Annotated in this window: 19 protein-coding genes and 3 pseudogenes; 7 read left to right on the plus strand and 15 right to left on the minus strand. The window is 37.6% G+C overall.

Annotated elements, in window-relative coordinates:
- The 4 genes and pseudogenes from ACNPNW_RS15380 to ACNPNW_RS15395 form a co-directional block, all read left to right on the plus strand.
- Positions 1-561 (plus strand): annotated as a pseudogene (locus ACNPNW_RS15380) (IS3-like element ISAba19 family transposase); the annotation flags it as partial.
- A 342-nt stretch (positions 562-903) separates the two neighbouring features.
- Positions 904-1344 carry a hypothetical protein gene (locus tag ACNPNW_RS15385; protein ID WP_024160767.1) on the plus strand — a complete coding sequence of 147 codons (441 nt, stop codon included), beginning with the start codon at positions 904-906 and terminating at the stop codon, positions 1342-1344.
- A 108-nt stretch (positions 1345-1452) separates the two neighbouring features.
- Positions 1453-2511, plus strand: a complete 1059-nt coding sequence (locus tag ACNPNW_RS15390) for a DNA cytosine methyltransferase (protein WP_448767124.1) — start codon at positions 1453-1455, stop codon at positions 2509-2511.
- Between the two features lie 65 nt (positions 2512-2576).
- Positions 2577-3902: a DNA cytosine methyltransferase gene (locus ACNPNW_RS15395; RefSeq protein ID WP_005028578.1), complete on the plus strand. Its 1326-nt coding sequence runs from the start codon at positions 2577-2579 to the stop codon at positions 3900-3902.
- Positions 3903-3977: 75 nt separating this feature from the next.
- On the opposite strand, the gene ACNPNW_RS15400 is transcribed toward ACNPNW_RS15395, so the two are convergent.
- Both ACNPNW_RS15400 and ACNPNW_RS15405 read right to left on the minus strand, forming a co-directional pair.
- Positions 3978-4895 (minus strand): hypothetical protein, encoded by a 918-nt coding sequence (locus tag ACNPNW_RS15400; RefSeq protein ID WP_024160928.1) that lies wholly within the window; start codon positions 4893-4895, stop codon positions 3978-3980.
- Positions 4896-5660: 765 nt separating this feature from the next.
- Positions 5661-6722 carry a hypothetical protein gene (locus ACNPNW_RS15405; protein ID WP_252509314.1) on the minus strand — a complete coding sequence of 354 codons (1062 nt, stop codon included), beginning with the start codon at positions 6720-6722 and terminating at the stop codon, positions 5661-5663.
- A gap of 246 nt (positions 6723-6968) precedes the next feature.
- On the opposite strand from ACNPNW_RS15405, the gene ACNPNW_RS15410 reads away from it, so the two are divergent.
- Positions 6969-8101 (plus strand): IS3 family transposase gene (locus ACNPNW_RS15410; RefSeq protein ID WP_448767125.1). Its coding sequence is split into 2 segments (ribosomal slippage): positions 6969-7221 and positions 7221-8101, totalling 1134 coding nucleotides; the frame shifts between segments, so codons are not numbered across the junction.
- A 398-nt stretch (positions 8102-8499) separates the two neighbouring features.
- On the opposite strand, the gene ACNPNW_RS15415 is transcribed toward ACNPNW_RS15410, so the two are convergent.
- The 8 genes from ACNPNW_RS15415 to ACNPNW_RS15450 form a co-directional block, all read right to left on the minus strand.
- Positions 8500-10197, minus strand: coding sequence for a DUF2326 domain-containing protein (locus ACNPNW_RS15415; RefSeq protein ID WP_448767126.1), 1698 nt, complete (start codon positions 10195-10197; stop codon positions 8500-8502).
- Positions 10188-10424, minus strand: coding sequence for an ABC-three component system middle component 6 (locus ACNPNW_RS15420; RefSeq protein ID WP_000586128.1), 237 nt, complete (start codon positions 10422-10424; stop codon positions 10188-10190). Before ACNPNW_RS15420 ends, ACNPNW_RS15415 begins: the two co-directional genes overlap by 10 nt.
- Positions 10421-10993 (minus strand): hypothetical protein, encoded by a 573-nt coding sequence (locus ACNPNW_RS15425; protein ID WP_448767127.1) that lies wholly within the window; start codon positions 10991-10993, stop codon positions 10421-10423. The genes ACNPNW_RS15420 and ACNPNW_RS15425 overlap by 4 nt, the downstream gene beginning before the upstream one ends.
- A gap of 1 nt (position 10994) precedes the next feature.
- Positions 10995-11237, minus strand: coding sequence for a hypothetical protein (locus tag ACNPNW_RS15430; protein WP_000104011.1), 243 nt, complete (start codon positions 11235-11237; stop codon positions 10995-10997).
- 135 nt (positions 11238-11372) lie between these two features.
- A complete protein-coding gene (locus tag ACNPNW_RS15435) occupies positions 11373-13832 on the minus strand; it encodes a TniQ family protein (RefSeq protein ID WP_448767128.1) in 2460 nt (819 codons plus the stop codon).
- Between the two features lie 15 nt (positions 13833-13847).
- Positions 13848-14861: a TniB family NTP-binding protein gene (locus tag ACNPNW_RS15440; protein WP_001281162.1), complete on the minus strand. Its 1014-nt coding sequence runs from the start codon at positions 14859-14861 to the stop codon at positions 13848-13850.
- Positions 14854-16905 (minus strand): TnsB C-terminal domain-containing protein, encoded by a 2052-nt coding sequence (locus ACNPNW_RS15445; protein ID WP_448767129.1) that lies wholly within the window; start codon positions 16903-16905, stop codon positions 14854-14856. Before ACNPNW_RS15445 ends, ACNPNW_RS15440 begins: the two co-directional genes overlap by 8 nt.
- The gene (locus ACNPNW_RS15450; RefSeq protein WP_448767130.1) at positions 16902-17564 is read right to left on the minus strand and encodes a TnsA endonuclease N-terminal domain-containing protein; all 663 of its coding nucleotides are present in this window, start codon (positions 17562-17564) and stop codon (positions 16902-16904) included. The genes ACNPNW_RS15445 and ACNPNW_RS15450 overlap by 4 nt, the downstream gene beginning before the upstream one ends.
- 351 nt (positions 17565-17915) lie before the next feature.
- On the opposite strand from ACNPNW_RS15450, the gene ACNPNW_RS15455 reads away from it, so the two are divergent.
- Together ACNPNW_RS15455 and ACNPNW_RS15460 are read left to right on the plus strand one after the other, a co-directional pair.
- Entirely contained in the window at positions 17916-18233 is a 318-nt protein-coding gene (locus ACNPNW_RS15455) for a hypothetical protein (RefSeq protein ID WP_448767131.1), read from the plus strand.
- A 19-nt stretch (positions 18234-18252) separates the two neighbouring features.
- Entirely contained in the window at positions 18253-19722 is a 1470-nt protein-coding gene (locus ACNPNW_RS15460; protein WP_448767132.1) for a hypothetical protein, read from the plus strand.
- Between the two features lie 58 nt (positions 19723-19780).
- On the opposite strand, the pseudogene ACNPNW_RS15465 reads toward ACNPNW_RS15460, so the two are convergent.
- The 5 genes and pseudogenes from ACNPNW_RS15465 to ACNPNW_RS15485 form a co-directional block, all read right to left on the minus strand.
- Positions 19781-20008, minus strand: a pseudogene (locus ACNPNW_RS15465) (transposase domain-containing protein); the annotation flags it as partial.
- A gap of 104 nt (positions 20009-20112) precedes the next feature.
- The gene (gene ltrA / locus ACNPNW_RS15470) at positions 20113-21774 is read right to left on the minus strand and encodes a group II intron reverse transcriptase/maturase (protein WP_448766592.1); all 1662 of its coding nucleotides are present in this window, start codon (positions 21772-21774) and stop codon (positions 20113-20115) included.
- Between the two features lie 575 nt (positions 21775-22349).
- Positions 22350-23708 (minus strand): annotated as a pseudogene (locus ACNPNW_RS15475) (IS66-like element ISAba25 family transposase); the annotation flags it as partial.
- A gap of 74 nt (positions 23709-23782) precedes the next feature.
- Positions 23783-24118: an IS66 family insertion sequence element accessory protein TnpB gene (gene tnpB / locus ACNPNW_RS15480; protein ID WP_000618091.1), complete on the minus strand. Its 336-nt coding sequence runs from the start codon at positions 24116-24118 to the stop codon at positions 23783-23785.
- Positions 24115-24498, minus strand: coding sequence for a transposase (locus ACNPNW_RS15485; RefSeq protein ID WP_001055585.1), 384 nt, complete (start codon positions 24496-24498; stop codon positions 24115-24117). The genes tnpB and ACNPNW_RS15485 overlap by 4 nt, the downstream gene beginning before the upstream one ends.
- Positions 24499-24584: the final 86 nt, after the last annotated feature.

A 24584-nucleotide genomic window follows, 5' to 3' on the forward strand; every position in this document is an offset into this window, starting at 1 on the left:
AAACGGGCAGATGATTTAGTGAAACGTAATTTTAATGCTGATCATCCAAACCAACTATGGGTGGGTGACTTTACGTATATTCAAACAAATTCAGGCTGGGTATATACCGCATTTGTTATTGACGTGTTCTCACGAGCAATTGTTGGATGGAAAGTATCTACACGGATGAATACAGATATGGTGCTCGATGCATTGGAGCAAGCATTGCACGATCGAGGTATGCCTAAGAATGTGATTCATCATTCAGATAGAGGTGTTCAATATCTTTCTATTCGCTATACCAATCGTTTAGAAGCAGCAAATTTACGAGCATCAGTCGGTACGACAGGTGATTCATACGATAATGCTTTGGCTGAAACGGTGAATGGCTTATACAAAACAGAAGTGATTGAATATCTAAAAGCAGATTGGCAAGGTTTAGCGGATGTACAACTTGCGACATTAAATTGGGTAGATTGGTTCAACAAAAAGCGTGTACACAGTGCACTGGGTTATGTATCGCCTTTTGAGTTTGAAGCAATGTACTATGATAAGATTAATCCGTTAGGTCAGGTGGCCTAACTTAAATAAAAAAGTCTCCGACAAACCCGGTACGGTTCAGAGCTCTCTAAGGAGTTTTCTACAAAGACTACGGCGCTACTTGAAGCAAGAAAGGTCTTTGTTTCTTTTGATCCAGAAATACAATTATCCATACTACAACTCAACCAGCACTCAGACCTCAATGTAATACTTCCTAATATTCAAAGCCAGCCTGAAAGAGATCCTTTGTATTTAACATTGAGTAATATTTATTGGATTAAGGTTTATAACCAAATAGTTATTAAGATAAATCACCAATCAGATGCAAAAACTAGGTTTTATACGAAGTATTGTACTCATAACAGTAAGGTATTCGGACTAAAGATGGTAAGAAAAGCACTTGCTGACTTGGATAATCTATCTAGCAACGCTTCTCTTGTTGATGTTTTGGCAAATCAAGTTGGTATATACGACACGATATGGAGTTTTAAGTTTGTCGAGAAATCTCCTAGAACCCGTATACACGGCACTGGCATCAATAAAAAAAGAAAAATAGACCTATGTTTTAATATGATTCGCACTTTTGAACAGGTCGCTAAATCTATTAATTTGAATATTAGTAATGAATATTCACTATTAAAGATAGAAGAGAATAGGTTTGATCAGGCTATCCAGGAGTTAACTAAAGATCTAAATATTAGTAAAGGTGCTTACATCCAGATTAATGAGCATCTTGAAGTTAAATTGGCAAAGACATCCAGCACAATTTACGTCAAATTTAGTGATTTAGCATCCGAAAAGCTCAATAAGCTTTATGGTAGATAATCGTCTTCAACTGAATAGACATATAACTATTTTTAAAAAAAATTATATTCATACAAATTACTCTAAAATTAGGTAATCAAGCTCATTGCTTAAAACTTGGAGTCGGTCGTGGATTTAGTAAAAACGCAAAACAATAATGAACAATTGCAACTTTTCAATAAGCTTTTATTGGATGCAAGAAGTAGTTTTATTGATGCTGAGTTTAAGATTTCAAACATCTTTGATGCACCGCATAAGAATGAAGTTGTTCGCTTAAATAAGAAATCACAAGCATATGTTGAAGCTAATGGCTGGATGTCCAGATCTTCCGCATTAGAGCGTTTAGAACAATGGAAAAACGTTGCGTTTAACCAATATCTAGATCCAACGATCCGCAACCAAAACAACCAAAAAATTGTCATTTCTCTTTTTGATTTGTCTGGCACATGGTCACAACCATGGGTTGATGCTGGCTATCAAGTATTTCGCTTTGATATACAGGCAGATCCTTATTTTGGCGATATTAATAACTTCAGCGTGGAATTCTTTAACGAGCTTTTTGCATGCTTTGATGGTTTGGACGTTCATGCGATTTTAGCTGCATGCCCATGTACTGACTTTGCTGTTTCTGGTGCAAGACATTTTACCGCCAAAGATGCTGATGGTCGCACGTTAAGCAGTATTGAGCTGGTGTACCAAACTTTAAGAACAATTGAATTTTTTAAACCGAATATTTGGGCAATTGAGAATCCAGTAGGGCGTATTGCGAGCTTAACCGGGTTGTCGCCGTGGCGTCTGTCGTTTGATCCGTTTCATTTTGGGGATACTTACACTAAGAAAACCTTATTATGGGGTAGATTTAATGCTGACCTACCTATTGAACCAGTAGAGCCTATAGAGGGATCTAAAATGCACAAGTTATATGGTGGGAAAAGCTTGGCCACTAAAAATGCTCGAAGTGTAACGCCTGTTGGTTTTGCATATTCATTCTTTATGGCCAATAACGCGCATGACCATAAACTGATGGCATTTTCAAACAAATATGACCGATTAGACCGGAATCTTTTAAAACTCGCTTTGAATTCAGGAGTTTCTGAATATGAAATTTCGTCTGCCATCGATGATGCTTACTATGATTATGATGATTTGGCAGCCATTGATTCTATAAATGAACTAATGCTTGCCTAAGTATTCATACAGTATTCGCGTACACGAATTTAGTGGCAAAAAGCCAAAAACTTGGAGTTTATATTATGTTTAATTTATTACCACACGAACTTATTGTTGATAATTTTGCCGGGGGTGGTGGAACATCAACCGGTTTAGAACGTGCATTTGGGAGACCGATTGATATTGCTATTAATCATGATCCTAAAGCTTTGGCGATGCACCGGGTAAATCATCCTCTTACAAAACATTATTGTGAAAGTGTTTGGGATGTAGATCCAGTTGAAATCACTGGTAATCAACCCGTTGGATTAGTCTGGTTGAGCCCAGACTGTAAACACCATTCCAAAGCTAAGGGAGGTAAACCTCTCAATAAAAACATTAGGGGATTGGCCTGGATTGCATTGCGCTGGGCAGCAAAGGTTCGACCTCGTGTAATAATGCTTGAAAATGTAACGGAGTTTGCAGAATGGGGTGACCTTGATAAAGATGGACGTCCATGCCCAAAGCGTAAGGGACGAACGTTTAATTGCTTTGTAAATGCATTGAAATATCAAGGATACTCAGTTGAATACAAAGAATTAAAAGCATGTGACTTCGGTTCACCAACTATACGAAATCGATTTTTCTTAATAGCTCGCCGTGATGGATTGCCAATCGTATGGCCAAAGGAAACCCATGGTAATCCTAATACCAGTCTTGTAAAAAAGGGACGTTTATTGCCATGGCGTACAGCTGCTGAATGCGTAGATCTAAGTTTTGATTGCCCTAGTATATTTAAAAGAAAAAAAGCACTGGCACCAGCTACGTTAGAGCGTATTGTTCGCGGTATTTTGAAATATATCGTTCATAATCCAGAGCCATATATCGTTGATGCAGCTGCTCCAATTCTTACAGAATGTGCAAATGGATCAAGTCGGAGATCAATGCCGATCGGTGAGCCTTTGAGGACAATTACAGCTGAAACTAAAGGCGGTACCCACTCACTATATGTTTGTCACCTTTCAAAAATGAAAAATGGATGTACTGGCCAAGAGTTAAATGAACCTATGCATACACTCACAACAGTAAATCAATTTGCAGAGGTACGAGCTTTATTAACGAGATTTACTGAAGGGTTAAATTTCAAAAATGAACTTTTTGAAAAATTTGGAATCATTGAAATCAATGGTGAACGCTATTGTATTGAAGATATTGGCTTTAGAATGCTTCAACCATTTGAACTTTATAAGGCTCAAGGCTTTCCGCATGATTATATTTTCAGTTATGGACATGATGAAAATAACCAACAATTGAAGTTAACTAAACAAGACCAATATCGTATGGTCGGTAACTCAGTACCACCTGATTTATCTTATGCACTGGTTCTGGCCAACTTTACTCATGAACAGGAATATAGTCTGGCCTCATAAGGCTATTTGCATTCTATAAATTATGAGTTAAAAAAAGAGGTCCCTAATGACCTCTTTTTAAGCTAGATAATAAAATTAATAATTACACTTAAACCAATTTGCTTTACTGTCCCAAACCGTTCTACCAGCTTCAAGTGGGATCTGGTTGTACAACACATCACTTCCAGCTGAGATTCCATTTTGGGTATTTAAAAAGCCTTTGATATTGATTTTGATATTTTTCTGATCGTTAGAAAAGCCTTCTACACTTGCGATAACCGTACCATTGGTCTGCTTAAAATTAGGTTGCCCAAATACGTATATACCGGTAAAAGCAGACAATACTGTTTCATTGCAGATAGTTTTACCTATGTCTTTTGTTGTAGGGGCATTTGCAGCTATAAATCTATTTTTTGCATTAATTTGAGCTTGTTCCTGGCGTTGACGCTCATTTTCTTGACGTAATCGCTCATTATATTTTCTCTTGTCTTGTTCAAGTTCTTCTTGTCTATGAACGTTGTAATAATCAATATGACCTTTAAGTGAAGATCGATCAATAACCTTTGTTTTTAGCGAAATGATGTCTAGATTTTTGTTAGTACCACCGTATCGGCTTGATAATGGTTCAATACTTACATACCAGGGTGAACTTACATTACATTCAAAAATACCAATGTGAGGTGCGAGTTCTGACCCGATAGTCTTAGGAGATGGGTTATTACGTTTATCTAAATAGGCATATGAAGAACGTTGAATTTGTCTCAACGATCCATTCTGGCTTTTACATAAATTATTCATGTATGAATGGGGTAAAAGAGCTTCTTTATATCCAGTAAGCATATAGTCTTTACCGGTCCCAGCTTTCCCATTTAGGTTTTTGGAATTAATTATGTTCTCAGGGGTCTGATATTTCAGCATTTGATTTGGCGTAATTTCATCCGGTTGAGGCAGAATGGAACAACCAACAAGAGGTAGAAGAATAGCTGAGCTTAGTACTAACTTAATATTTTTCATGATCTAAAAATTATCCTGATAAAACTGGAGTTCCTAACTATTAAAAGTAGTTAATATTGATGTTTAAACTATAATATTTTACAGTTAATAATTAATAAAACCTATGCTTAAAATGTTCAACCGGGCTGTATGGCACAGCGTTAAAAAAGAAGAATTTGTTTTATAGGGGATTCAATGCGCCCGGAAGATACTAATTCCTGTGTATAACGCCGTTCATACCAGCAGTTAGTTTTTATATCAAAGATATAGCATCTAAAAACTTCCAAATTCCACGAATACTTTTGGATTTCATTTAAGTTTACCACCTGGGCTTGTTCCACCCGATCGCTATAACTTGAACTATATGACGTTTTGGTTTGTTCTGGTTTATACAAAACAATTTTTGCCTTTTCTCCGTATTTTACAAGCTTTGAATACGTTTTACTTGGGTAGGCTTTTAATGATTCGATAAGTCTATCGAATGTATCTACTGATTCTGTTGATCAATCAGTGGAGATGGATTGTACAATCCTAAGTTGTTTTGGCTTGAAAGATTTTATCTCTAAAGAAGCAATGTACGAATATGTTTGTGAAAATTTGCATTTAGACTTAGACGAAGTAGATGGAACAGAGCCATTAATTATAAAGCAGGGGAATAAGTTTATCCTTGTCTGTGATCGTGGATTCCCATCGGATATTGAAGATCCGAGTATTTATAATTACTTGTCCAATTATATCCAATAGAAATCATTTTCTATAAAACAGAGTGTGTTTCCACACTCTGTTTTATACGGTATTTAGGTCCTTTAAAAGTTCAAAAGCATCCATTTCTTTAACGATGTTCAATAAATATTGCCTGTTGTTTAATAGCAATTCATCAAAGTGACGTATATCAACGATATTACTTAAATTATGTATTTTGAATTGATTTTTTGACATGTAATTAATGCATTCATCTTGATCAAAACATTTTGTTGCTGGAGATCCTGATTCACTTATGAAAATAATGCTGCTGTTCCACATAGATAAATAAAAATATCTGTAAATTTTATCATTTCGCGAAGAGTACCAGTCAGGAAGCATAATTTCACAAGAGTACTTAACATCACCTCCATGAGAATATTGATCCCAAAGTTCAATCATTTCAGAACGTTTTAATTTAGATGTCTCCAGTGCTAAAACTGTGTATTGAGAATCCCTACTTAACCCTAATTTAAAACACATATCTGCGTAATTAATCTGATCGATATCAATTGTGTCTTTGTATCGTTGTTTTTTTAATTGATTCAATAATTCAATCTGATTGCTTGTAAAAATATCCATCCATTGAGTAACTGGCAATGATTTTATTAGGGCCAAAAAAGCTTTTTTATCTTCTCTGGTGCAATCTATGTCTTCTTTCACTTGTCTATTCCGCAAGTATCCATAATTGCCATTTTCTAAATCGGAGCTAACCCAATATGCATCCTGTAAAGTTCTATCGGCTTTACTTTCTAAAGGTGTAATGTCAAATAGTCGGAGATCGTTAGGACAGCATTCTGTAAATGTTGGATGCTTAATAGGTCTGCTGGTATACGCTATTAAAGTTTTACGATGCTTTGATAAGAGAAAAACACTATCTAAATAGTTAGTCATCGTGTTTAGAACGGATAAAGGTAAGGCATATTCTTCATTTTTAGTTTTATATGTATCTAGGACGTCTATCTCAGAGTAACATTCAATATAAGGATAGTGTTGATGCTGACGAAAATTAGCAATAGCTTTTTTATTCTTACTATCAGAAAACTCATATTGAATATTATTCGAGTCTAACCAACTATAAAATGATTGATTAATAATATCCTTCACACGATGATCGATAACCAGGATATCTGGTATTCCAAAAACTAATGGAATATTTGGGCCATTAGTCTTGTAGTAACGGCTCCAAAAAGTCTTCAGGAATTTTGACAGGGAACAACTACTGTCATTTTTTTCATAATATTCCGTGTAATTTAATGGAAAATAGAGGTGGATCAGGAAATTTGAACAACACTTATAAGTGATATTTTGCTCCCCAAATGATGTTATAAACATCAATATATGGAGTATTTTATGGCACGTAGACCAAGAAGAAATCATTCAAATGATTTTAAAGCTAAGGTAGCACTTGCTGCGATTAAAGCAGAAAAAACACTTGCTGAATTGAGTGCTGAATTTGATGTTCATCAAAACCAAATTATCGACTGGAAAAATCAATTGCTTTCAGCTTCCTCGCAAGCCTTCGATCAATCAAAAGCTCCAACAGAACCGCCCATTGATCTAAAAAAACTACATGCAAAAATCGGTGAGCAGGCATTAGAAATTGATTTTTTAGAAGGTGTGTTGAAGAAACTGGGCCGCTTCAACCACAAAAGTTAATCGATGACTCACTTCAGATTTCAGTATCTAAGCAAGCTCAGCTGCTGAAAGTCTCCCGTGGTTGTTATTACTATCGCCCAAAACCTGTGAGTGCATCAGATCTGAAGCTGATGCGGTGTATGGATGAATTACATATGCAATACCCTTTTGCAGGTAGTCGGATGATGCGTGATTTGTTGAATCGTCAAGGACATCATATAGGACGACGTCATACACGTACTTTAATGAAGAAAATGGGCATTAATGCGTTATATTGCAAACCAAATTTAAGCCAGGCTAATCAAGCTCACCGCAAATATCCATATCTGCTCAAAGGATTGGCTATTCAGCGCAGTAATCAAGTGTGGTCTACGGATATAACGTATATCCCTATGGCAAAAGGCTTTGTTTATTTATGTGCTGTGATTGATTGGCATAGCCGCAAGGTACTTGCGCATAGAGTATCGATTAGTATGGAGGTTACATTTTGCATAGAAACATTAAATGAAGCTATTGAAAAATATGGTCGACCTGAAATATTTAATACAGACCAAGGCAGTCAGTTTACCAGTGATGCATTTATTGATGTATTGAAATCAAATGGCATTCAAATCAGTATGGATGGTAAAGGTCGATGGGTTGATAATGTGATGGTTGAACGATTATGGCGGAGCGTTAAATATGAAGAGGTGTATCTCAAAGCCTACAGCAATGTTTTGGATGCGAAGAAGCAATTAAACGCATATTTTGAATTTTATAATTTAAAACGACCTCATTCGAGTCTGGACAAAATGACTCCAGATGAGTTTTACTATGACCAGCTACCACAACAAAATAAGGTAGCTTAACTAGAGCAGAGTATCACTTATAAATAAGCTTTTAGTTGTTCAAACATGTGGGACCACTTCTTAAATTGAAATAAAATACAATTTATAAATCATAAAATGAAATTTTTATAAATTCAATAAATGAAACACTACATTGATTGATCATGATCAAAAAAATTCTTATTAAATCAATTAATTAATAATTAATAAGGGGTTTTAGGGTGAGTTGATGTTGAGTTAGAAACGTTATACTGGGTGGGGTGATTTAATCAAAAATGCTACATAGCAATTAGATATGTTTTGCTATTTGAGTTACTACAGATAAGATTAACGTGCATGTTTAGGCGGCCTAATTTAAATACAAATAAACTGTCTCTGATAAACCTAGCACAGTTCAAAATTCTGTTTCAATAATATTGCTAGATACGGAAAAACTTATTATGCTGATCTAGGCGCAATATAGTATTTTGGTTTATATAATCATTTCCAAGAAATTTAATTTTGTCTTTAAGTACAGCGACTACATATTGCCCATTAATTTCATTTGCTAGACTAAATAAAGTTTCTATTTGGTTGGCATGAATATCCTCAATACTATCGTGTAGAACAAATTGAGGGAACAAAAGGCCAACTTCATTTATAAATGAAATATATGCTAAATCAAATGCAGCAACTTGCCCCTTTTTCTTACCACCACCAACGTTTCCGCTGATATTGGCTATTTTAAATTTGTAATACTCATCGCTATCTTTCTTTTCATATGAAAATATATATTCCTCTTCATAGAACTTTTTAGAATACTTAGAAAAAAAAGTATTGAATACAGTAACTTTCTCATTAAAGTCAGCAATGTATCTTTCAATTTTTCCGTTGATTTCTTCTAAATTTGTAGAAATTTTTTGTAATTGCTCCGTCGTTTCATTAATTTTTTGTAGAGAAGCTTCTAATCCACCTTTTTGTTCAAGAAGTCTGTTCAATTCCAGGCGCATAACCTCTAAATCATTCAATGTTCCACTATTACTGAGGGCTTGCAATAAACTACTTTCTTCAAATAATGCTTTATCTAGATCTTTTTGGAGTTCATTTCTATCTTGTTTCAATTTTGAAAGATATTTTTCGATGAAATTTACTTTATTTTCAACCATTTTTGAGTGAAAATTTAGTACATCATCAAATTTCTTCTGCAAATTTGGTAAATAGATAGCTGCATCATCATAGAAATTTTGAACATAATCAGAATCAATTTCATTAGATGATTCAGTGAGTTCTTCGATCGTTTGTTGGTTGAGATCTATACGTAGATCTACTTCTGATATACTCGTTGAGAGTTTAGATATTTTAGATTTGATTTGTCTAATATTTTCAAGCTCATGATGATAAGCATCACTTAGGCGAAATTCATTGATCTTTATTTCTTCGGATACAATATTTCCATTAACAACATTCAGCATTTGCTCAATTACATTTTTTGAATGAGGTTTTTCATAAACAGATAATCTTTTTTCATAGTCTTTTTGTTCCCTAGATAAGCTGCTTTTGTTAGAAAAAAGAGTAGGTTCTGGAAATCCAAATAAGAACAAAAAAATCGGTTCATATTCACGAGGAGAGGTAGATTTGTGCAAATACATAATTGTATTTGACATTTTTGAGGCATCACTACGTATAAATTTGGGAACTAATTGTCTTAATGATGGTTTTGACGCTTTGTTTTTAAAAATTAACTCAGATAACTTTTCTCTATACTTTGTGATTGAGCTAATTTCTTCATCATTTATTTTATAATATTTCTCACCCTCTATAATAAGATTTCTTTCAAGAATTATATTAGTATTATTTCTCAGAGTTAGCTCAAGCTGTGCTGAAACTTGATTATTTTGGACGAAGTTGTAGACCTCTGTATTATATTCAGTTTTGAACTCTGGATCAGTATAAATATCTTTGCCATCTGAACCTAAACAGTAATCTACAATGCGAAGTAGAGTTGTTTTTCCAATGCTATTACCAGATTCAGTTCCTAATATAGTTTCATTGTCTAAGATTAGGTTAAGACCAGTTTTAAATGGAATATTGCGAATTTCAATTCCATTAGAAAATATCTTAAGATTTTTTAATAACATTTTTTAATATCTCCATTCTCTGTTAATTCAACTAAGTTTAGGAGATATAACCAATCGAGAGTTAACATGAAATAGCCAAAACTAATATCATTGGAAGTTCTTTTTTTAAATGATTCATATAAATATAAAACATCAAATTTCTCTAATGGAGAGTTAGTCAATATACTAATTAAACTTGCTCCAAGTCGATAGATGCTTAAATTTGGATGGGCTTCATTAATGATCATAATTGAGGTCGTTCCAAAACTTTACATTCTATAAAGGCATGACCAACAACATATTTTACTCCAAAAATTAAGTCCTCTTCATCCATATCTTGACCATTTGATGAGTTATTAATTATTTCTATTATTTTATTGATTACATCTTCTATTATTTGGTCGGAGTTTGATTGAATTACCTCTATAATTTCTCTCTTTTGTTTGGAATAAGACTCAATTCTTCTTAAGTTTCCGATGCATTCTTTATAAAAATCATTAATTAATTTTAAGATTTTTTTTTCAGATCCAACTTTTTCTTGATCAATTGTACTTAATATTTTAATGACATTGTGTCCGTATTCACCATACTCTTCAATTAAAGGACGATACTTAAATACATGATTATATTCGAGTTTAGCTTCAATATTATAAGTATGTTCTAACTGATTGGTGAATGCCTCATCTATAAGCGTTAGTGATGAAAGTCTCTTTACTACTTGAGATATTAAAGCTGGCCGTCTTTGAAAATTTGGTGCAACTTGATTGATGGTGACAGTTTGAGCTGTGCCAATATTTGTAGAACGATCAGGACACATATCAGTCTGATCCATGATTAATAGTTATATCATTTGCCTGTTCCACATATGTAGAACGATCATGCGTTTTAACTTGACGTTGGTCGGTATCAGTCTTTTTGCTTGTTTTCAAATTACTAATTTCTTGTGATAGTTTCTTAACACGTATTGTTTGTATTATCCCCCATATTGTTGTGAGGATTGTACATATTGCAGCTACTCCTCCAACTGCTGGGTTGCTTAAAAAATTTATAATAGTGCTCATTAGTTCCCTTAGATATCATTCTATATAATATTTTAGTGATACATAATGTAACATAAATGATGGTTTCAGCCCAATTTCGTCAACGGCAATTTAAGTTGATAAATATTTAGATCATCAAGTCTCTGCATTCGCAATCTAAAGAAGCTTGATAATGCTTGAGCGATCAAATAAAAAGTTCGGAAAACTATCATAATTGGGTCCTGATATAGGTTGAATCTTTCCAAGGCGGATTGCATTGTTAACATCTTGGCGTGTTTTTCCAGTAGATTCAGCTAGTTCTTGTGTACTTAACGCATATATCCTGAGCATCTTGATATTTTCCAAGTCATCCATATGGGCATAGCGCTGGCCTAAGCCATCATCGATTAAGCTCAATCGCCCTGATTTCAGCCAATCAATTTCGAGTCTGCGCTTGTCAATTGATAACCAAGTGGGTATGTCTTGTAGTTTTATAAGACGCGGATTATTCTGGAATTCTGCAAGGTATTGCAGTACTACTTCGGATTTAAAATAACGTTTGTTACCCAATTCTCCATTATGTTGCACCGCTTGTAAAAACCCCTTTTTTACTAAACGTGACACTTTTTGAATATTAGCACTATCTCCCAAAAGTTCAGCAACTGCTTGCGCATCCATATAATCTGTTTTGGCTTTGCTTTTTGTAGTCATTTGTCCTTTTTTGGGCCTACCGGTGCGGGTTTGATAACCTTGTACTTTATCCAATTGTTGTTTGTTGATGCTGATAATATCTTTACGCTCAAAGACATAAACTAAACCATTATCAATGGTTGGTCCTGAAATGGGTTTTATGCCAAGGTGCTTTATACGCTCAGCAATGTTGGTAACATTTGTTTGAAAAAGTTCTGCAATTTCGCTTGGCAAAATGTATTTAGCTTTGAAACGGGCTAATTCCTCTGGTGAAACAAAGCGCTGAGTAGATTTTATATTTATTTTTGCCATTTTATACTTTAAAAGGCCTACTGACATGATTCGATATACTGCATCACGGTAGGTATTTAATGCGACAATAACATCATTGATATCTAATAATTCATTTTTATCTTTATTTTTTGTTTGTATATCAATGAATTGAAGTAATTCATTTTTATCAAAACTAATACCCAATAAACCAGCTTCTTTATCAAAGTTCACTATAGAAAGTCGTCTATCAAGTACAGCTTGAATTAATTCATCCAGTGTCCGCATCGAATGATAGTGATATTTCTTGAAATAAAGCGAAAGAGGTATATTTTCATGTATAAATTTTGATTTTACTGATTTGCCAATATTAGTTAATAAGTTATTTAACACCTTAGTATCAATCAAGATATCACGGTAGCCATCAATATCAGGACCACGAAATGCGGTAATAATTCCACTCTTTAACAGGTTCTTTGTATTGTGGGGTGACAGCCTTAAAATTTTAGCTGCTTCATTTAGCGTAACTAACCTCAATAAAATATCTCTGAGTTCAGCTACATTATCTAGTGAGTACTTCTCATCCAGCGAAGGTGGTTTTAAATTAGTTTTGATAAGCTGATCAAAGCTAGAATCAGATACGGCTAGCATAGTTTTAATTTCTTTTTTTGATAATAGCTTGTCTTGTTTCAGATTCTCAGTCTTTGGCTTTGGTAATATCGCTGGCGTTTGTTCTGTGCGTATAAAACTTTCTAATTCAGACTCTACCGCTTGATAGATGTCAGGTTGTAATTTACGTAATGGAGAACGATCCAAAGCCATACTTAGGCGAAAGAGCAGAGCTGGTTTACTAAATGCTGGATAGATGGCACGATTTCTTGCGACAATTTCTGTTAGAAACTGATGAAAACTTTCTGGCCAATTAGCAAATGGTTTGAACGCATTTAGAGCTTCAGTGTGCCTATTACTTATAATTTGATAACTAAGGTCTAATTCTGTATTAGACCAAGAATACCTACTGGATAAAATATAGCCAAGATGAATGACTGCATAAAATGATTGCATATCTTTGACTAGTGGATGTCCTTTGATCGAATCGCCATTGACTGCTTGTGCAGTCATATCTGCTAGTAGTGTTTCAGAGCTTTCAACTTGCAATGAATCTGCTGCTTTCATTTCAGCACCACAGCGACATTTCAGTAAGTTTGTTCTTGACCAACTAAATACTGAATTACATGTCGAGCATGTATCCTGTAATAGAGATAAGTGTTTAAGGCACACTGTATAAGATGCAACTGTCCATATTTTTCGATGATAAGAAGACTCTGTTAAGCACTGTACACAGATTGCGGGATTTCTAAAATTCATTAACTCATCGGAAATGCTTGCATGACCGACTCTGAAATATTGGCTTTTATTGAGAGTAATCGACTGAAAAATTAGGTTGTTCAAAGTATTTTGAGGTGTATTTGTGAGATGAGACAGTCGTTCTATATTCAATTTACCCATGCAAAGAGCACGTATTTTATGAGCCTTTACCTCAAAATCATTTTCATCCAAAAGCGATAATATTGGATTCAAGGATTCATAACAGTTAGCATCCGATAGGCGTAGTAAGTACCCGATCATACTTTCATCTAGATTAGGTTCTGGACGCTTTAATAGTCGTTTTTTCATACGCTCATCAATCGATTAACGGCGGGTTATGGTATCTCTGATTGTCAATTCTTTTGGCTTGGCTTTGACACGATTATTAGTGCCAATTTCTGAGTGTGTAATCCTACTTGTTGCTTTCCAAGAAGAAATTACAGAAGTCTCTACTAGGAATGGATTATTGGGGAGGGTGGTGTCGTATTGAATTGAATCAAAAGCTGTGCCTAAATGCGCTAAAGTCAAACATGGATGATTATGTCTAATGGCATCATAGGCAGCGTGCTTTATCAATGACATGATATTTGCTGCCGTTCCCTGACTTGCTACAAAAAGACGGTAAGCAATTTCTTCTGAAGCTAAATTACTATACACATCAAATGGAAGAGATTTATCTACTTCAGCTAAAAATTTTCTAAATTCATTTCGGTTGGCTTCACTATCCCATAAAAAGGGAGTTAGGCGTTTCTTGGTGAGGAATCGGCGGCGTAGTTGAGGGCTTTGATGTAAAATGGCTTCCGATTCTGGCATGCCAATTAGTATGACTGGAATTTTAGTAATTTCGATAAACATCTTGATCCAGTCTGCTACCAAGCCAATAACTCTTTGTGTCTTATTATCAATGAGATGCTGAAATTCATCTATAATGATGACTTCTACCTTACATTGATGGACTAAAGCATATAAACGGTTGCTTTGAGTTACAGTGGTTCCATGGGTAGCTGCTAAATCACCTAGATCACTTAGCATTGCGGTTGCTACGCTTTTAATTGTAGCGCTGGCAGGTATAGATGTTTTAAAGACAGGATGGATGTCACCATCAGGCATTTCGATTGACGGCCAACGACTAGAATATTGTCGAATTAGACTTGTTTTTCCTACGCCTGATCCTCCTGTGATAAACATACACTGAGGCTCTTCTGAAAATTTAGACATTTCACGACATTCTTCAATGCAATCAAGAATGCTTGTGAGTCTAGGATATTTTATAAAGATAGATTCAATTTTTCTGATTTTATCTGCATTAGCTGCAACAAATTCTGCTAAATCACTCATTATTAATACCTCCCAAGCTGTAATCAGAAGACCAGTCATCCGCTTCATCATAAAATGATGTGAGTGGTATTTTATCGCTAGAAACAGGGTCTATTTTTTTCTCAACTTCGGCGACTAGATTTTCTGGAGAACGATTCTTTTCTTTATAAATAGAGTTTAATTGTTCATTTGACTTAGAGGATAGTACTGAGTTCTGAGAGATATCTTCGTAGCGTGCAACTTTTTGAGATAATTGTGTTTTCCTGTTTTTGGAAGTATGTTTACTTTTTTCAACAACTTCTTCAATCCTATCAGCAGCTTCCATTAAATTATTCATATTTACCGAAGATTTTGCGTATTCACGGGCATTCCTTCTGATTACTTGATGTTGAAATAAAGTTTTACCCGTTGCATATTTCTGGTTTATTGCTGGAACACTGAAATATTCCTCTTTGATTGGATCAAGAACAAATATATGAGAAATATTGGAAGGATCTATTTTTATAGTCACATTTGGATTGTCTAGAATTTTTTGCCTCAGTAAAGCCAGTTCTGATGAGTTATAGATTAGACCTTCATAGGAGATGCCAGTCCTCACAATTTTTCGTTTGTCATGAAGTCCTAGAGTAATATTCACGTCTAATGCACTCTTGGGAAGTAATGGTGGATATATCAGTACACTTTTACGCCATTTTTCTGCTGGTGTATCACCAATGCGTTCTTTGAAAGTTTGATGAAAAATATCTATTACCCATATATACATAATTTCTACGAATGATGAGAAATCTATTACTGCATTCTTAATAGGATCGTAATCGGCAAATTTTCCAAGATCTTTTAGACTTTTACCTTCCATACCATTGAGTAATTTTTGATTTATAATTGAGAAATACCGCTCAATGGAAGCTTTAAACCAAGGGTGGAGCGGAGGTGCATATTGAATATTAATCCCTAGTTGAATACATGCCTCTTCGAGCGCAATGCTATAGAATTCTTTGCCGTTGTCTACGATTAAAGTTTCGAATACACCAAAAACATCCCATGTATTTTTAATAGAAGGAAAGATTTTGTTTATTTCAACTTTAGGCAATATAGCTACTTTTAGACACTCCATGACACTAAATGCACTTGGTGGAGTAAAACTAATGTAGAATCCTGTGACAGAGCCTGTATGGTGATCTATTGCGGCCGTAATATACGGTTTGCCCAAAGGAAAACCAGTTTGATCATCAATGACGAATAAATCCAATTGGGTATGATCTATTTCAACCCGTTCTAATGGTCTAGTTGTTGAGACACCCGTTTGGTAGACTCTAAATTCCATTTCGGCAGCATGTTTTCCTTCTCGGTGTAGAGTAACTAATACAGGGTCAAGTGCTTTAATTTTATTGATTAGAGTAGTTAAACTTGGTGCTGTTAAGGCCTCACTAGGTATCCTGAATTTATTTTCTTTCCAAATATTTCTTTTAAGCTCTTCGTAGACTGTTGTTATTGATGGTTTATGTCCTTTCAGGTAAACATCCTTAATAGTCGTATCTATTATCTGTTGTACTTCTGGATCAAGGCGCTTACTTCGATTCCCTTTTTTTTGCTCATTCTTGATTAATGAACGTATGTCTTCACTAGCATTCTTATAATTTTTATGCCAACGATATACTGTAATTGCTGAAGGTGGTGTGGGGTCTCCAATTTGAAGAGCAATATTTGCAATAAGTGGATCAAGATATTTTTTTGTGAAAGATGGGACTTTTAGTTCCTTTAGAATATTTAGATATTTTGACCTTCTTACAGCTTCCTTTTTTTGTTCTGATGATTTTGTTGAAAAATCTGCTAAGGCACGTTGTTCTGCCGTAATTAAAGGTTTGGTAGCAGTTTCAGGATCAATAAATTTAAGTTGATTGTTAACTAGGTGACCTAATGCTTCTGAGTATGGTATTGAAATCTTCAGAGCATCAGTTGTTCTTGAAAGTTTTAATATTTTTGTTTTGGGATCAAGGCTTTCAATTTCCCATACTGAACCTTGATAAGCGACATAGTGTCCATAAGAAAATTGATAGCTACTCATAGATCATCGTCTCCAACATACCATGTCATCTCTATTTCGGTATTAATATGAAGAGGCTTCTCCATATCGAATCTAGCGCTACCGTTGTAGAGTAAGAGATACGCAAGTTCCATTTCTGCTCCAAAATCAACGCAATGATTTTGTAGTACTTTTAGAGTATGTTTAGAATGATTTGGTAAGGCTCGTTTGATTTTTAAAAGTATTTCAGGATTAGATGTTAAGCGAGCATATCGGTATAGAAGTCGAATATTATCTAAGTAACTGTCTTTACGGAGATGTTCATCAGTTATTAAATCGTATATATGTCCGTGAAGATGAAAGTGCGCAGCGCGAGCAATATGTTTGCGTTTGAACTCATCTTCCATTGTTTTCTTATATGGTTTAACTTCTAAATATTGATATTGACCTGTTTGTAAGCTATGACGCATGACCTCAAAGTCTGGAGTATGACGCAGCTTTCTATCTTCAAAGATATAGGAAATAATTAGTGGTTGTGAACGGTAGGCAATTACATCTCTATCGAACTCAAGCCAATAGCAACAGTCCCTTTCTATTTGAGACTCCCATTGAATAATCTGCTGCATCTTTAAGCTAGCAAATTTTCCAATTACTCGGTCTCGCCCTCGATTGGTAATACGCCTAACGCCATGCATAGCCATCTCGAAAACTCCAAGAATTTTCTTTAGGAAAATTAATCATAGCTTGATTTCAACTTATGGTTGAATTTATATATGTTTAAGAAGGAAAGCTTTTTGTAACAGTACTATTTTTTAATATTGATTTTAGATCAGAACTGTATGTTTTAAGAAAATAACCCAATTCTTATAAAGTTCTTTGGGAGTTATAAGAAAAAATTGATTTAGCCCCTAGGTGTTTTATTACAGCAAAAGTCCCAGTGAAAAATGAATTTTTAAAAATATAAAATTCTCCGGGAAAAATCTAACCCGATTGCTCTAGTCTGTAATAGTCGCAAATGACTAATTTTAACTTATAAACTTTCAGGAAATTCCATGCCAAATCTAGCCAAAAAAACGAGAGATGCGTTAGTTGACCAAACTGATAAAGTTTTGACTCCAACCATGCGTGCTGGGCAAACGATCAAGCGTATTACAAATTTGCTTGCTCATAAAGTTAAGTCAGAAGTAATTGTCGCGCAGTTAAATGCAACAAGTACAAATAAAAACACTTATACGATGAATGAGATTAGGGGGTATGAGAAGCTTTTTCAAGACTCCATTACTCGTGTCGGAATAAGTAAAGAAACAGAAACAGCTTTGATTGAAGATCAGGCTTTAATGGATGAAGCCATCACCAATAAATCTTATTAATTCTAAGGAAAGGGTAGTCATGAGTAACGTAAATCCATGTGTTCAGGAAATTTTAAAACAACTTGACCTTACACCAGACTTTACAGGTCTTCGTGATCTCATGGTTGCCCCAAGGAATATTATAAAAAGATCTATACCTAAATATAGGCAGGAAATTTACATCAAAGACCAAATGGGTTTTGCAAAAAGTAAAGCTCATCTCAATTTATTTGAGTATATCTATCACTTGATACTCGAGAAAAAAGAGAAAAAGAATATTTATAAATCTGTATTCGAAATTGGTAATCCTGATCCAATCACACACAAATCTAGTTTTCATCCTTACCTTCAAATGACCTATGGGGGGGCAGATACCTATGAAGTAGTGGCTTTCATTAAAAAGCAAATTGAACTTCTTACAGGAATAGAATTCCGTAAATTTATAGACGCTGATGAAAGTCTTGCATATAAAGTCATTACACTTTTTTATCGCTTAATTAAAAATAACCATCCACGATTATTCAGTTTTATTGAAGGGGGGGCCAAAGATTCAGTAAATTTTGAGTTTCGTTCAACATATCCAATGGCACACGAGCAAGCTATTAATAACACGGCTATCCTTGCAGAGCTTTTAGGTTCACTAACTTTTCAAATGCCGAGAGAATATTTAGAAGTCTGCTGGACTATGCAAGCAGAGATATTTACTACAGTAGAGAATTTAGCTAGCCAGGTTAGATCTTCTACAAGAAAAGATCAGGGTATTTTTGAGTCGAAGAAGATTGGTGAGGCATTGAATCAAATTATGCCATTAACTGATAAAGCCGTGATGGATCGCCTTGATTTTAAATTATTTGCGGCTTTAACTCTCCGAGAGTATGAGATCCGTACACGTTCAAACGCATTAGTGAATAAGGCTATCTGTAGCAATCCGCTGAATTTTAATTCGATCCGTGATTTTGATTACATTGGTCATTCAGAAGAGAGCACTTTAAAATATATGCTTGGTCTTGATGAAGTGCCCAATAAGAATAGATTGGATATTAAGAGTGATTTTTATATGCAAATAGTAATGGGTTACAGATATATGTCATCTAAGCCATTACTTCCCATTCACCGGACCATCATGAAAGCATTAATCATTCATGACGATAAATTAAAAATCGAAATACCATCTGTGGTTCAAGGTACTGGAAATATACCTAAGTCTATCACTTCGATTTTTACAAAAGCAGCCACTTATCAAGCCAAGAACGGCAAGTTGCCAGATTGGAGTACTTATCCCGAAGGCTTGACATGCTATTGGGATTTACGCTTCAAGTTTGCACGTAATGCCTTAGTTGCACCAGATATGGGTGAGTATATAAAATTGCATTTAGCATTTATAAGAAACGAATCTATAGTTGATGAGCATGTGATTGCATATCTTTATAAGCAGAACCTAAGCGGGTTTGAATATTTCACATCTACAATTCCAAAAGCTCTAGATAATGACTTCCGTAAACTTGTCTAAAAATATTCAAATTTTAGCAATAACATAGTAAGCGTCCGCTGAATCCCATACCTATTTTTTAATTCGATTTAGGTTTCCAGCAGTGCGGCAGCAATTCTTCAATTTGGGTCACTTTGTGTGTCGGTAACCTTTTCAGCACATCACTTAAATAGGCATACGGATCCAAGCCATTCAGCTTTGCTGACTGGATTAAAGTCATGATGTTTGCCGCTCGCTGACCACTGCGCAGCGAACCTGCAAACAGCCAGTTCTTGCGTCCCAACGCCCAGGGACGCATCTGATTGTCGGGTAGTCAGACGCAGTTACCTACGTCCAACCCCCTAAGAACCGTGCATGCGAGTTTCCCAGCACACGGCTCAAGCCTCTGCTAAGGCGCCATTCGGCACCCGGTTATACATCGTTGACATTGGCAAATTGAACACTCCTTGGACAATACAGATGGTAAATCTCAAGATTAGCAACTGCATCCGTTCCACCATGACTTAGCTTCACAATATGACGGCTGTGCCATGGTGTATCTTTGGTGACTGGTTTAAGACAGGCGCAGCAGCGACCACCTTGTTTTAGCCACACCCGATACAGCTTGGCTCGCCCCTTTGCGGAGACCAGCATTCTTTTACCCCATCGGGATTCGAAGTACTCATCCCATGCGGGGTCATGAGGGTTAGCAGCAGCCTTGATCTTGATATGTCGCACAATTGGCGTGTCCGAGGCAGACACTAATGTGTATTGTCGCTTCCGACCATCAGCGGACTGTTCATCACATGAGAACACCCATCGACGCGCTCCTTGTACTTTGAAATACCGATCTTTGACCCATCGGAGTGTTTTGCGAGGGTGGCGACGTACCGCCCATCGCCAGAGCATTTCCCACACTGCGCTGTCTACCTGGTTGAAAACCTTCTTGGCAACGACATAACTATGATAGTTGGCCCAACCCCTTAGAATAGGGTTGAGCAAACCGATCAAAGTGGCCTGTCGTGTCGCTTTGTTTGCATTGATTAATGCTCGCAGCTTATCGAGATGAGCACTGATGTTTGCCTTTGACGGCTTGATCAGTAGCTTGCCATTGTACTTGCGTACGTTCCAGCCAAGAAAATCGAACCCGTTCCCTATGTGCGTGATTTTGGTCTTTTCCTGAGAGAGCACGAGACCGCGCTCCGCCAGAAATTCAACCACGGCAGGGCGAACTTCATTTTCGAGCCACTCTTTAGAATACCCCGTGATGATGAAATCATCCGCATACCGTACCAGTTGCAGCTTTTTGCCTGTCCATTTGGCGTTAGGGAACCTCTTCGCCAGCATCGTTTCCAGTCCGTCCAAGGTCATGTTGGCCAACACCGGGGAGATAATACCTCCTTGCGGTGTTCCGGAAAGACTGGGAAACAGCTTGCTTTGGTAGACGTAACCGGCTTTGAGCCATTTCCGTAGAATCACCTTGTCCATTGGGAGGTTGGCGATCATCCAGTCATGGCTGATATTGTCGAAACAGCCTTGAATGTCACCCTCTAGCACCCACTCCGCACTTACTTTTCTTGACAGCACACCAAAGCACTGTGCTGCAGCATCCGCGGTTGAGCGTTGCGGTCTGAATCCATAAGAGTTCCGATCAGCGGTGGTCTCCGCGATGGGTTCCAAAGCCAGCAGATGGAGCGCCTGCATGGCCCGGCATTTCATCGTGGGTATCCCGAGAGGTCTCATCTTGCCATTTTTCTTCGGAATAAGGACTCTCCGAAGCGGAAGGGGCGTGTAACCTCGCCTCTTCAACGACATCATCGCACCGGTCTTGGCCTTGGGTGTATTCCAAGTCACCTTGTCGACCCCAGCCGTGTTTTTGCCTTTGTTTTCAGACACTCGTTTTACGGCCAATGCTTTGCCACTAAACGAGTGAGTCAGCAGCCATTGCAAAGCTTTCGCCTTGTTATGCCTGCCGTCTTGTACCGCCTTCACAATACGCGCTTGCAGCCCTCTGACATGACGCTGTACAGCAATCCAATCGATGCTGTCCCACGATGTGCTGGAAGGTGCACACGCTGATACTGCTGCATTCATTTGCTCTCCCTCCATTAAAAGGGTTCTACACACTCTCTTGTGATGAGAGACCATAAGGACGTCAGCCCGCTTTCGCGTGGGGTAATGTTTCAACCTCTATCCAACCCATTACAGACTGGCATTCGCTTTTTCCTCGTTCCTTCGCCCGCATCACCATGGGCAGTTTTTGCAAACTGCTTTCCCAATGGGGGTAATACGGGATTTCCACGTTCCGCTTACTGAAGTACATCGGCTTAGGTGCCTGCTATCGACCGGGAGGCGTATGGGTCACGAATGCGTAGTAGAAAGACGCGATTCCCACCTCCATTACCGTTTTGGTTCGAGCGTATTAGCCATTTCCGCTCGTTCAATTTAACGATCGTTGCGCAGATTCACATGTGTTCACCATACCGATTATCTAGCCCTTGTCCGGCTATGGCTGCCAGAAGAGTACGCCTCTCACGATTGATACCCCGCACCTTACGGTGCCTCGTTACATTGTCGAAGGCGCTCTTTATTCAGCCTTCTAGATTCACCCGGTGACACGGGTGGTTCCCGCAGGGGGAACAACTTCATTAAGCGACTTCGTGTCGCACCTCTACCCAATTGTTGCATATCGGTAGATTGCCATCATCCAGATAGCGGCTTAAGGCTGGCCAACGCTTCAGAGTGTAATTGATAGCCTTGGCGGTGGGAGAACTCGATGGCACTGTCAGATGATGTTGGTTGAGCCATTCATATAGTTGTTGCATCACTGGTTGACTATGCTGTTGTCGGTATTCGCGGCGGTCTTCCGCTGTACCATCGGTCTTTTTCCTGAGTTCTGCTTCTATCGCATACAGTTTCTGAATCAGCACTAAGGCCTGTTCAGCAACCTGACTTTTCCCAGTTACATGCAGTTCATGGAATTTACGACGTGCATGGGCCATGCACCCCACCTCAATCACCTGGCCTGATTTAAAACGTGCTTTATAACCACTGTAATCATCACAGACTAGATAGCCCTGCCAGCCTTTCAAGAACTCTTCAGCATGCTGGCCTGAACGACTATCCTGAAAGTCATAGATCACCGCCTGAACTGGATTATACTGTGTGGTGGCATAGGCCCAGACATAACCTTTCTTCGGTTTTTTATTATTCTCACCCATCCGCATGATGGTGACCGGTGTTTCATCTGCATGCAGCACCCGCTGTTGCAGCACCACCTCTTTTAAGGCATTGGCCAGAGGTTCCAGTTCTACACCGCAGCGACCTATCCAGTCAGATAAAGTGGATCTGGACAGATCAATGCCAGCCCGCTGATAGATCAGGCGCTGACGGTACAGCGGCAAATGATCGGCATACTTCGATACCAGCACATGGCTGAGCAATTCAGGTGAAGCAATGCCTTTATCAATCACATAGGCGGGCATCGCTTGCTGAGTTAGAGTGTCACACTGATCACAGACCCATTTACCACGCACATGCTGTTCCTTATAGAACTGTGCCGGTCTGAAATGCAGTTTTTCACTGACATCTTCGCCGATACGACGGAGTTGGCAGCCACAAGCACATTGGGTTGATGCAGGTTCATGCTCAATACGGATGGTGTGTAGATGATCTGGCAGTGGTCGACGTTTAGGTTTATTGGTTTTGGCTTTCTGTGTCGCTGCATTGGTTTTATCTGCATTTAGCCGTTCCAGTTCTAGATCAACCGCGGCAATATCTTCTTCAACCGCTTCATCCCACAGATGGATTTGTTTTGCCGTTAAGTGTTCATTCTTTTGGGCGAATTTATGCTTTTTAAACAGCGCCAGTTCATGCTCGTATTTTTGATTGAGAATAGAAAGATGTTGAACTTTGGCATCCAATTGTTGGTTTGATTGTGCTAGAGACTGATGCTGCAGCGCCAACTGCCTGGTGAATTCCAGCAGTTGTTCATGGGTCAGTTGGCTTAAGTCAGGCAGCGTATTCATGACCGCAGTATGCCTGAGGTCATGAGAAGAATGAAATAGAACGTTTGGAGAATAGCAGAATGGTCGAGCCTGGTTTAAAGCATCGTCACCACCTGCTGTCGTCCAATGCGCTGCCAGGGCAAACCTTGGATCAGTGCCTGTAACTGTTCCGGGCTGAGGGCCACGGTTTCACCTTGGTGAACTTGAGCCCAGTGAAATTTGCCCTGTTCCAGCCGCCGGGCACACAGCCAGATGCCCAATCCATCATGTACCAGCACTTTCATGCGATGGCCACGTTTATTACAGAACAGGTAAGCACAATGCGGTTTGATGTAGCCAAAGGCTCTCACCACCTGAGCCATGGTCGTATCCATACCTGCACGCATGTCCATGGGCTGAGTAGACAACCAGATTTCATCAATGCGGATCATGTTGCAAGTGCCTTGAGTAATTCTGCCAAGGCAGGTATTTCTGATGTCTGCCATTTTAGCTGAATATCATTATTCGTATGAGGCACGGTGATACACAACGTGATCCTCTCATCAATAGGTTGGCTGATTGCAGCAGTGTAAGGCAAAGCAATAAATGCTGGATTCACATGAGTAGGATCCTGCACGGCACCCTCATGATGGCTGAAGATCCTGATCCAACGACTGACAAGGTTGGCATTAATACTATGTTGCAGTGCGACCGAAGCGATCGAGGTATTAGGATTTTTGCAGGCATTGACAATACTGAGTTTGAATTCTTTGCTGTATTTTCGGCGTTTTTTAGCAACAGGAGGTGTTGCTGAATATATATCCATGTTCATGGATTAAGTCCCCACTTGTTTTTAGGTGGGAACTAAATTAAGGCTTATAGGATCGCTTGGTAAGGCTGTGTTAGCCGGATGCTTAC

Source organism: Acinetobacter endophylla, assembly GCF_053543775.1.